Source organism: Bartonella melophagi K-2C (genome assembly GCF_000278255.1).
In the GTDB taxonomy this organism is placed as follows: Bacteria; Pseudomonadota; Alphaproteobacteria; order Rhizobiales; family Rhizobiaceae; genus Bartonella; species Bartonella melophagi.
Genome location: NZ_JH725082.1, coordinates 100,885 through 113,041, shown reverse-complemented (window position 1 = coordinate 113,041; position 12,157 = coordinate 100,885). Strand labels below are relative to the sequence as shown.

General features: G+C 35.3%; 5 protein-coding genes and 1 tRNA gene. 3 read left to right on the top strand and 3 right to left on the bottom strand.

What is annotated here, in order from left to right; genetic code table 11:
- Positions 1 to 39 precede the first annotated feature (39 nt).
- On the bottom strand, positions 40 to 1,356 hold the full coding sequence (locus ME3_RS03355; RefSeq protein WP_007477136.1) for a homoserine dehydrogenase: 1,317 nt from the start codon (positions 1,354 to 1,356) through the stop codon (positions 40 to 42).
- An 886-nt stretch (positions 1,357 to 2,242) separates the two neighbouring features.
- On the opposite strand from ME3_RS03355, the gene ME3_RS03350 reads away from it, so the two are divergent.
- Both ME3_RS03350 and ME3_RS03345 read left to right on the top strand, forming a co-directional pair.
- Positions 2,243 to 2,317 (top strand) — tRNA-Glu (locus tag ME3_RS03350).
- Positions 2,318 to 3,518: 1,201 nt separating this feature from the next.
- A complete protein-coding gene (locus ME3_RS03345) occupies positions 3,519 to 8,501 on the top strand; it encodes a DEAD/DEAH box helicase (RefSeq protein ID WP_007477134.1) in 4,983 nt (1,660 codons plus the stop codon).
- Positions 8,502 to 9,120: 619 nt separating this feature from the next.
- On the opposite strand, the gene ME3_RS03340 is transcribed toward ME3_RS03345, so the two are convergent.
- Positions 9,121 to 9,609, bottom strand: coding sequence for a hypothetical protein (locus ME3_RS03340; RefSeq protein ID WP_007477132.1), 489 nt, complete (start codon positions 9,607 to 9,609; stop codon positions 9,121 to 9,123).
- Positions 9,581 to 9,766: a hypothetical protein gene (locus ME3_RS06720; protein ID WP_007477130.1), complete on the bottom strand. Its 186-nt coding sequence runs from the start codon at positions 9,764 to 9,766 to the stop codon at positions 9,581 to 9,583. Before ME3_RS06720 ends, ME3_RS03340 begins: the two co-directional genes overlap by 29 nt.
- Before the next feature lie 286 nt (positions 9,767 to 10,052).
- Here ME3_RS06720 and ME3_RS03335 point away from each other — a divergent pair, with 286 nt between their 5' ends.
- Positions 10,053 to 11,267 (top strand): NADP-dependent isocitrate dehydrogenase, encoded by a 1,215-nt coding sequence (locus ME3_RS03335; RefSeq protein WP_007477129.1) that lies wholly within the window; start codon positions 10,053 to 10,055, stop codon positions 11,265 to 11,267.
- Positions 11,268 to 12,157: the final 890 nt, after the last annotated feature.

The window sequence follows — 12,157 nt, the reverse complement described above, 5'->3', positions numbered from 1 at the left end:
TAAAATAAATAGGATTATATAAAATAAATCTCCGTAATTTTATGTCATACGTTCGATACGAATGAATCGAGCTCTTGCAACAAGGTGACCATCTTCTGCAATTCTTGCAAGCGCCTGTTGTATGTTTGCCTCTGTTATTTCATGCGTAACTAAAATAATTGTTTTTGTCCCCCCAATTTGGCCTTCTACAAAAGATCTCTGAACAATGGACTCCAATGAAATGTTATGATCAGCCATATGCTTTGCAACCGCCGCAAAAACACCAGCACGATCATAAACACTCAAACGAATAAAGTAACCACCTGCATGGGTAGCAATGCATGCTTTTTTATAAGGAGTAAGCGCTAATGCTGGCCGTCCAAAAATAGATCCACACTGAAAACCAGGATGTGCTTTTGCTATATCAGCTAAATCCCCAATAACTGCTGAAGCTGTTGCTGCACCTCCAGCACCAGGACCAGAAAATAGTAATTCACCCAATAAATCACTTTGAATGGCAAGTGCATTAGTGACACCATGAATTTGTGCAATTACCGATGATGTGGGTACCATTGCCGGATGAACACGTTGCTCAATTCCCGTATCAGTTTTTAACGCAACCCCTAAAAGTTTAATACGGTAACCCAATTCATCAGCTGCGCGAATATCAACTTGCGAGATATTACTAATCCCCTCAACATAAACATCATCCAATGAAATAACAGTTCCAAACGCCAAACTTGTTAATAAAGCTAATTTATGAGCGGTATCGTAACCTTCAATATCAAAAATCGGATCAGCCTCAGCATAACCAAGTTTTTGTGCATCTGCCAAACAATCTTTAAATGAGAAACCTCCAGTAAACATGCGCGTTAATATATAATTACAGGTCCCATTAAGAATCCCATAAATTCGTGACACATGATTACTGGAAAGAGATTCTCTCATCACTTTGATAACAGGAATTCCACCTGCGACAGCAGCTTCAAAATTAAGAAAAACGCCTTTTTCTTCTGCATGAGTAGCAAGCGCTACTCCATGTCGGGCTAACAGCGCTTTATTGGCAGTAACAACATGATGTCCTGCCTTAAGAGCTGCCTCAACCGAAGCATGCGCAACATCTAATTCACCACCAATCAATTCAACGAAAACATCAATTTCATTAGAAGAAGCCATTTGCACAGGTGAATCGAACCATTTAACATGACTCAAATCAATTCCACGGTCACGGTTTTTATCACGCGCACTAACAGCAACAACTTCTATGGGACGTCCACAATGACAAGCTAAAATATTTGCTTTTTCGTGTAAAATTCGAATAACTGAAGCACCAACCGTTCCAAGGCCTCCGATTCCAACCCTCAAAGCTTTCGCCATTATTTAAACTGCCTGTTAATTTCTTATCTTTATTGAAAAATATTTAAAATAACGCTTGCTTTTGATGCAAATCATACTCATTCACAATAAATACACTACGTACTTATTATACTCCTACTTTAAAATGCAACAACACCCGTTCATTTAATAAAACATTCAAAAACTATGAAGAATACAAAATTTGCATTTTTAAAGAATAAACTTAAAAATTATAACTTGCATGGGTATATAAATTCTGCAGAATTTAAGTAAGGTCATACATGTTAAAGCAGTTGTTATTTTCTATATCCAACAGCACCCCCTCATCTACCCGTTCTAATACTGCAAAGATTTTAGAGCTTGATATAAATCCAACGTTTATATATTGCGTTTAAACATCTGAAAGCTTGAAATTGATAAATAAATTACCCTTAAAATAAAGCGCTGTATTTAATAATTACCGATTTTCGTTTCATGCAGCCTGGTACAACGCTTTTCAATTTCATAACGCAATATTCTCTTATTTCTCAATTAAATTTAATGAATCTGCGATTTATGTCTTAAAAAATAGCTTTCATATGATATGCATCATTTCTTAGTTAATTATCAGTATGTTTTGTCAAATTGCTTCTTAACCATCAAACGCTACCAATTTTTATCATTCTCATTTATTTACCGAAATTGGAAATAATAAAATATCATTTGGTTATTATCATTACTAACGTTAAGATTTTTCACAAACTTTTATAATTATTTTGTAGATTTCCTCATTTAATAAGGTGTGGAATAATGTGAATTGCATCAACATATATTTAAACTAATCCAATAAAATGCGTTTTTTGTAAAAAAATCACTCATAGGGGTTGCGAAGTAAAAAGATCCTCTCTATAAGCCTCATCACTGGTTTGCGCCCATCGTCTAGCGGTTAGGACATCGCCCTTTCACGGCGGAAACAGGGGTTCGATTCCCCTTGGGCGTACCAGTTGCTTTTTTATCTTTATATCTATTTGGTTTTATTATCCTTTTTTAAGTTCAAAAATAAAATAGTAAGATTAGAGAATAAGATCTTCCGACTTACCCTCTAATAATTACCTTAAATTCTTGTGAATTGGTTTTCTAACAACCCACACAAATATTTTCCATATTCATTACTCTTTAAAATATCTCTTGCTAAGCTTGAACTGGTCACATTGTAATCTTTTTGAACCAAATACACTGGCAAATCACCTAACACATGAAGCATCTTCATTTGTTATACACCCAGTTAGAAAGACTAGAACACACATCAACGTCACTTCTCTTCTAATCTCGCCTTTTATTTCTAGTCACGTGTTACTGCTTTTAAAAAATCCTCTGTTTATTTGTGTTCTTCAACTTTCTTTCTAATCTGGCAGACATTCACCAAAATTTCCAAAAAAACAGCGGATGCATCAAGTATAATCGTAAAATATTTTTTCACCGTTATTCTCTTCTACCTTTAAAAGATATCTCCTAGATTACTCTGCCTTTCTTGTAAGCTTTCAAGCAAACTCTTTTACGCGATTTGACACGAATATAAATAATCAAGTCCACAAAAATAGTCTCAATTCATTAATGCTTTGAAATTGCTGTGCCAATATAAATCAAGTGGCTCTATAATGGCATTCATTTTTCCTATCAAGTTTAAGATTACCGAATGCTCCCATTTGTGTTGCTTCTATAAAAGCTGAACTGGCAATAACAGAACCATCTTTCTGCTCTTACATTTCAAAGCAATGGCGCATTAAAAGTGTCAAACATAGGTTGGATACAGCGGACGATTATACAATAAGTATAGAGTGTGAACTGTTTAATGAAGCGTAAGAAAATACGACCGGCATATGCGCAATGTTATATTTTATAACCACTCAAATTACACTCATCAAGAGGATATAGCCAATAGTTATATAAATGAACAACTGAAGCGCATACTATGAATAGTATTCTAACTATGAGAAATAACACTAACAGACAGTATAATTTCCCTATTTTATTATAAAAATAATAAAAATTTATAGATTTATTCTACTTATAAATAAAATATCTCATTATTTGTTAAGTAATTTTGTATCTTTTGTGTAGAACAATACATTGCAATGTTGACGAATTTGTCTCAGCGCGATAGTTGAAGACATTTGTATGCGGGATAATGAGCGGGGCATATTATGGCAGAGAAGACGCTACAGTCGCTTTTGCAGACATATCGTGAAGAAGCACGTACCCAACGAGATAAAGGAACATATTTTGAGCGTCTTGCTATTGCTTATCTCATGCATGATCCTCTCCAGCGTAAAGAATATGAAAATGTTCAAACCTTTAAAGATTGGGCTAAAGAAAATGGTTGGAATTCCCGGGATACTGGTATAGATCTTGTCGCAAAGCTTCATAAAGAAGAAGGTTTTGCAGCCATCCAATGTAAATTCTATGATGCAGACTATAGAATTAAAAAAAAAGATATTGATAGCTTTATTTCAGCATCAGGTAAATCTCCATTCAAGCGACGTGTCGTTATTGATAGTACTGAAAAACCTTGGAGTGACAATGCTGAAACAATGAAAGAGGGGCAAGACATCCCTATTATACGGATCAATCTTTCTGATATGCAACAAAGTCCTATCCGTTGGGAGACCTTTGCAACTAACAATCAAATTGTTCTGGCACCCAAAAAAGATTTGCGTAAACACCAGAAGGAAGCATTGCATGCTGTGCGTGCCGGGCTTGCTGAAGCAGACCGTGGTAAGCTTATTATGGCTTGTGGTACAGGTAAGACATTTACCAGTCTCAAGATTGCTGAGGACTTGGCAGGTAAAGGTAAGCGTGTCTTATTTCTTGTTCCCTCCCTTGCTCTTATGTCACAAACAATACATGAATGGGCAAATGATGCACAAATCTGCTTAAGATCCTTTGCGGTGTGTTCAGACACACAAGTTGGAAAGCGTCGTAAAAGTAATGACGATATTGCTGAAATTGATGTGTCGGATCTTGTTGTTCCAGCAACAACCAATGCTGTTCAACTTGCAAAAAATGCTAACGATGTTGTGGCAGACGAAATGACCGTTGTGTTTGCAACCTATCAATCCATTCAAGTTGTTTCTGATGCTCAAAACGAATATGGCTTGCCCGCGTTCGATCTTGTCATTTGCGATGAAGCACATCGTACAACAGGTGCAACACTGAGTGGAGCAAATGAATCTAATTTCGTTAAGGTGCACTTTAATGAGTTTATTCGTGCAAAGAAACGCCTTTATATGACAGCAACACCCCGTATTTTCGGTGATAACGCAAAAAGTCGAGCCAACGAAGTTGGTGCAGTTGTTGCTTCAATGGATGATGAGGAGCTCTTTGGCAAAACACTTTTTTATCGCGGCTTTTCATGGGCAGTGCAAGAAGGTCTTTTAACAGATTACAAAGTCATCGTATTAGCAATGGATGAAGGACTTGTGAGTTCAGCTGTACAAAAGCGCCTTAGTGACAGCAAGTCACTTATCCTTGATGATGCAACAAAGATCATTGGGTGTTATAAAGCCCTAAATAAAACCGATATGAAAGCTGACGTTAAAACTGACCCTGCCCCCATGCAGCGTGTTTTAGCATTTTGTAAAGATATCAAAAGTTCTGAATTGCTCCGTGACGAGTTTTCTGCAGTTGTTGAAGAATATCTTGATTATATCAACAAAAAAAATACTGAAAACAAGCCATTTCTGAAATGTGAAGTTAAACATGTTGATGGCAAATTCAATGCTAAAGAGCGGAGTATATTGCTTGATTGGTTGAAATCAGATGCTGAGGATAATGTTTGCCGTGTTTTGACGAATGCACGCTGTTTATCTGAAGGGGTAGATGTTCCAGCTCTTGATGCTATCATATTTTTACACCCGCGTAAGAGCCTGATAGATGTTGTCCAGTCCGTTGGGCGTGTGATGCGTAGGTCTGAAGGCAAAAAAATGGGCTACGTCATTCTACCAATTGGAATTCCTTTCGGTATTCCAGTGGAGCAAGCCTTAAACAACAACGAGAAGTATCGCGTTATCTGGCAAATTTTAAATGCTTTACGTGCTCATGATGATCGTCTTGATACTACGATCAATCAAGCATCACTAGGGCAAGATGTAAGCAATAGGATAGAAATTATCGGCATTACTCAAAATTCTGAGTTGCAAGCTGTTACTTCTGTTGTAGATGACCTTCCGACGCGGTCAAAATCTGCATCATTGAGCATAGGAACATCAGGGCAAGATTTTATTGCTACAAGTGAAGTACAAGGGGAATTTTCTTTTTGTATTGATGAACTTTCTTCTGCGATCATGGCAAAGATCGCTAAGAACTGTGGTACACGTCATTATTGGGAGGATTGGGCTAGCAATATTGCTGAAATCGCTAAAAATCATATCACGCGCTTAACAGGCATTTTAGCAGAGCCAGATACTGAAACTCGGCAAGCCTTTGACAAGTTCTTGGCAGAATTGCGTAATGATTTAAATGATGCCATAACAGAGGGTGATGCAATTGAGATGCTGGCACAGCATGTTATCACGCGCCCTGTGTTTGAAGTCTTGTTTGAAGGGCATCAATTTATTCGTGAGAACCCTGTGTCACGTGCTATGCAGCGTATGCTCGATGTTCTGAATGAAGCTAATCTTGAGAAGGAATCCAAAGATCTTAAACGCTTTTATGACAGTGTAAAATCACGAGCCCGTGGAATTACTGATCCACAAGCAAAACAAAGTTTAATTTTAGAGCTCTATGATAAGTTTTTTCGTTATGCCTTTCCGCGTACCGTCGAAAAACTGGGTATTGTTTATACTCCTGTTGAAATTGTCGATTTTATTATTCACTCGGTCAATGAGGTGTTACAGACTGAATTTGGGCAGACACTTGGTTCACCCGATGTTCATATCGTGGATCCCTTTACGGGAACGGGAACTTTTATCACACGGCTTTTACAATCTGGTCTAATTAAACAGGAGGAAATGGAATACAAATTCCGTCATGAGATTCACGCTAATGAAATAGTGTTGTTAGCATACTATATCGCTGCCATTAATATTGAGGCGACATATCATAGCATTATGGGTGGAGATTACGTACCATTCGAGGGGGTTTGTTTAACTGATACATTCCAACTTTATGAGCACAAACAACAGCAGGAACAAGAAAAAGACCTGCTTAGTGATCTGATGGAGGATAATAGTACACGTCGGTTACATCAGCAAAACCTGAATATTTGTGTTATTGTTGGTAACCCGCCTTATTCTGTCGGACAAAAGAGTGAAAATGACAATGCTAAAAATATCAGCTATCCTAAATTAGACAACCGTATTCGTGAGACCTATATTGCTCAGTCTAAAGGTAATTTAATACGATCGCTTTATGACAGTTACATTCGTGCAATTCGTTGGGCAAGTAATCGTATAGAAGATTGCGGTGTCGTTGGCTTTATCACAAATGCTGGATTTATTAATACACGTTCTATGGATGGCTTACGAAAATGTTTGAATGAAGAATTCTCAAGCATTTATGTACTCAATTTACGGGGTGATATTCGTAAAAATATGTTAAGCAAAGGACGTGCTCAAGAAGGCCAGAATGTTTTTGGGAGTGGAAGTATGACAAGTATTGCTATTTCTATTCTCATCAAAAATCCAGAAGCACAAAAGCATGGAAAAATTTATTATTATGACATTGGTGATAATCTCACGAGAAGAGAGAAACTTTCTGAACTTCAGCGTTTAAGTAGTATTGGTGGTATCAAGCATAAACACGGCTGGCAAATAATTACACCAGATGAACATGGCGATTGGCTTAATAAACGCAACAGTGACTTTGAAAAATTTCTAGCCTTAGGGGATAGGAAAAGTAGTGATTTAAAATTATTTGAAACTTTTTCCTGTGGTATTGTAACTAATCGTGATGCTTGGGCATACAACTCAAGCCGCGAATCTTTAGCAAAAAATATGAATAATATGATTGCTTTCTATAACAGTGAAGTAGAACATTTTAATGCTGTATGTCCACACTCTGACCGTAAAACACCAGCAAATGCTGTAGAGGATTTCGTTAACACAGACAGCAAAAAAATAAGTTGGAGTCATTCTATCAAACAACAGTTAATTAAAGGAAACATTTTCGCATTTGAGGGTGACAGTCTTATCCAGAGCATTTATCGGCCTTTTACACGCCAGTGGCTTTATTATAATCGTGCTTTCAATGAGATGGTATACCAAATGCCACGTATCTTTCCTATAAAAGAAACAGTTAAAAACAGGGTAATTCAAATCACAGGAACTGGAGCAAGAGCAGGCTTTTCTGTTATTATGGTTAAGGATTTACCTAATCTCCATGCAATGGATACTGGTTTATGCTTTCCGCAGTATCTTTACGAAAATGCTGCGTCTTTAGAAGATGAAGATGAAAAGCAGATCTATTTATTTGAAAACTGTGTAGAGGAAATCAAGACAGCTGGCTTACAACGACGTGATGCTATAACTGATGAAGGGTTAGCATATTTTAAGGCAGCCTACCCTGGTGAAACAATTACAAAGGATGATCTCTTCTTTTACGTCTACGGGGTGTTACATTCTGAAGATTATCGTACCCGCTACGCCCATAATCTTTCCAAACAATTGCCTCGTATCCCAACGGTTAAAAAAGTAGAGGACTTTTGGGCTTTTGTTGAAGCAGGTCAAAAGCTTGGTGATTTGCATACAAATTATGAAGAAGTCGAGCCATATCCCATTACATATAAACAGGGTGATCCAAGCACTTGGATTATTGATGATAAGGTCAGTTTCTACCGTGTTGAGAGGATGAAATTTGCTGGTAAACGTGGTGCTATTGATAAAAGCACTGTAATTTATAATGCACAAATTACTATGCAAAACATTCCTCTTGAAGCTTACGACTATATAGTAAGCGGTAGACCTGCTCTTGAATGGGTTATGGAGCGCCAGATTGTAAAAACCGATAAAGCAAGTGGCATTGTTAATGATGCTAATCGCTATGCCGTAGAAACTGTTGGTAATCCTGCTTACCCCTTAGAATTGTTTCAACGGATCATTACTGTAAGTTTAGAAACAATGAAAATTATTCGTAATCTTCCAAAATTGGAAATGAGAGAAATTGACGATACTCAAAAAACTATACACTAAAAGAATTTCAGCAAAATTGAGAGCTATCTTCTCAGATAAAAAGGAATGGTTGTTAAACTTTTAAAGTAAAAGAATAATTTAAGAGTATTCTGTACCTTCTGAAATCTCGATTACCACAAGCCTCTACTTACAGTTTGGTTGAAGAAGTTTCTGTTATTTTAATGTTATCAGTCAAGACTACAGAAACTCAAATACCATTAAAAGCGTTCATTGCTACTTACATGCTCTAAGTGGATTTCATAAATTTGGAAAAAAATTTAAAATTGGACATTTCCCCATTTTTAATGTTGCACTGTTATCCCTAATTGTAATGTCAAGAAATGCTCCCACTATTAAAAAAACTAAATAAAATTTATGCTACAGACTTTAACATTTTCTACTTTTTCTCAAAAAACTAGCTCAGAGCTAAGATTGGTGAATTTATTCTTGAGTTACAGCTCTTTTCTTATAGTATTGAGTTTTATTCAAACTAGTAGTTCATAGTTTTAATAGAAAGCAAAATGCCTACAAGAGATTTATAATCTTTTTGATTAATTTACTTACAAAACGCGATATTTAAAAAAAATTATTATAAAATTTTAACAAATTTATAAATGGAGAAAATAGTTTTATAAAATATTTAATACACAATAGAAAAATGTATAGATCCTACAGCTCCGGTAAATATCTGCTTACCTTCTTGTTGAAACTGTTGAATTAATTTTTCATCAATCATGCGGCGATCCCACATTATGTCAAACATATAGCCTTTTTTCCAATCAACAGGTCTTCCAGTAAAATTTTTCATAGCCGATTGATTGTATATTCTGGCAGTATTATGATCTAAAGCTTTAAATAAAGCTTGTGACCCTCCAAGCAATTTGCCTTCTTTTGCCAAGGAATGTATAAGATCCTTCAATTGATTATCGTTTATTGTCAAAGGAGCATAAATTTGAAAGTGACCATTTGGGATATCATCATACCTCTGAAATTGTGAAGAATCAGTGTCAATTAAATTCCCCCACAAAACAACAGAATGAGTGGACTCCATTACAGGAGATAAAATTTCGGTAGCTTGAATTTTATCATCAGATACCTCTTTAATATTTAATATATGATAATGCATCATAGAATTTTAAAGGAAAAATATCTTTAGTATCAATAGATACAGATGGTGCCTGAACAGTATCATGAAGCGTTTTGCCAAAATACTGCTCTATAGGCAAACTGTGCTTTTGATATTCATCATTTTTTATGTTTAACTGAGATGAATTAATATAAACCATTCTTCTCCCCTCCCCATTTGAGCTGATGTATTCCAATAACACTTTTATATAACATAAATAAATATTAAAACAAATACAGAAAAACAAAGGTTATTTTATAAAGTTTACTTTTACCCATTATAATTTTGTTTTTAAAAATAAAAATTACAAAACAGCTTATTGATATATTTAATAACTCTTTGCTTATGAAATTTAATATTCTTCTATTATCACTTATTTTTACTTTTCATCATAGACTTGAAAGTGTTATAGAAGATAATATTACTTAAATGAAAAAGGACTTCTAATGGAAAAGATCAAAGTAGAAAATCCCGTCGTTGAAATCGACGGCGATGAAATGACTCGCATTATTTGGAAGCATATAAAAGACAAATTGATCCACCCTTATCTCGATATTAATCTTAAATATTATGATCTTTCCATCAAAAACCGAGATGAAACCAATGATCAAGTTACTATTGATTCTGCCAATGCTATTAAACAATATGGGGTTGGTGTAAAATGTGCAACTATTACTCCTGATGAATCACGTGTTAAAGAATTTAACTTAAAAAAAATGTGGAAGTCGCCAAATGGAACAATCCGTAACATTTTAGGAGGGGTCATTTTTCGTGAGCCCATTATTTGTAAAAATGTCCCACGCCTCGTTCCTAGCTGGACAAAACCTATTATTATTGGGCGCCACGCTTTTGGTGATCAATATAAAGCAACCGATTTTAAATTCCCTGGTAAAGGGAAACTAAGTATCAAATTTGTTGGTGATGATGGTCAGATTATAGAACACGATGTTTTTGATGCCCCAAGCGCAGGGGTTGCTATGGCCATGTACAATATTGATGAATCAATCCGCGACTTTGCTCGCGCATCTTTTAATTACGGCTTACAACGAAATGTTCCAGTTTATCTTTCGACAAAAAATACTATTTTAAAAGCCTATGATGGTCGTTTCAAAGATATCTTTCAAGAAATATTTGATACAGAATTTAAAACTGAATTTGAAAGCCGTAAACTACATTATGAGCATCGCTTGATTGATGATATGGTCGCTTCAGCACTCAAATGGTCAGGTGGATATGTTTGGGCATGTAAAAACTATGATGGTGATGTTCAATCAGACATCGTTGCTCAAGGTTTTGGTTCCCTCGGTCTTATGACTTCTGTCCTCATGACACCAGACGGTAAAATTGTTGAAGCAGAAGCTGCGCATGGTACAGTAACACGTCATTACCGTCAGCATCAGAAAGGCGAAGAAACATCAACAAATTCTATCGCCTCCATTTTTGCATGGACACGTGGTCTGATTCATCGTGCCAAACTTGACAACAATGAGAAATTGAAAAACTTTGCCGTTACATTAGAAAAAGTTTGTGTTCACACTGTTGAGGAAGGTTTTATGACAAAAGACCTCGCACTTTTGATCGGACCAGAACAAAAATGGCTTTCTACAACAGGATTTCTTGATAAAATTGATGCAAATCTAAAAAAAGAAATGGCCAATTAATATAATTAAAATCCTCAAGCTCTGCGAAAGGAGAGTTTGAGGATTTTTGTAAAATTAAATAACTGTATTCTAAGTAAAACAGGTAATTCTTTTATCAATGCAAAAAATAATGAAACAACAATACTGTTTCATAGAAATAATATTGACACTTTAATATTAATATATACACATTTTCTAATGTGAATCTTACAAAAGAGAGATACTTTGAAGTATCTATCAAATCTATTTATTCAATAGCTTTTAGTATTAAACCCATAAAATAACAACAATCACAAAAATAAAAGCAACTTACCCCTTCCCTGCAAGCTCATCCAATTTAAGTTGTATAGCCTGGATAACAATCGTAACTCGTCAAAACAAGTGTAATACTATTAACAACAGCTCTCAGACGTTATTTTTTCAACATTTAAATCAATCATAGTCATAATTTCGAAATAAATGCTATACAAGCAACTGCTTACAAACTGTAACACCACTAATTAAGTAAAACAAAAAACGAGTATTAATAATATTGGTTGAAACATAATAAATAGCACCATGCCAATATGGCTGCGTATCTAAAAGTTATCTTATATAAAAAATGCAATTTTCATACTTCTTTAAGAAATCACTAACCTGTAATTAACATTGTTAATTTAAACAATTATCCAGAAACAGAAAACAAACTGTTTTTCTCCGGATCAGGTAGTGCGTATCGGAGTAATAATCTCTGTTAAATTGACAGTACAGAGAAAATATTTCAATAAAACTGCGCAATTCATTTTTTATGATAGCGCAGTTTTATATTTTTCAAAAAAGTTACTCTAGTCAATCAAAATCGTTAAGAAAAACTCTCTCCATGAGAGAATAAACTTAACACAATGAAAAACAAATCAAATACCGTAAAAAAT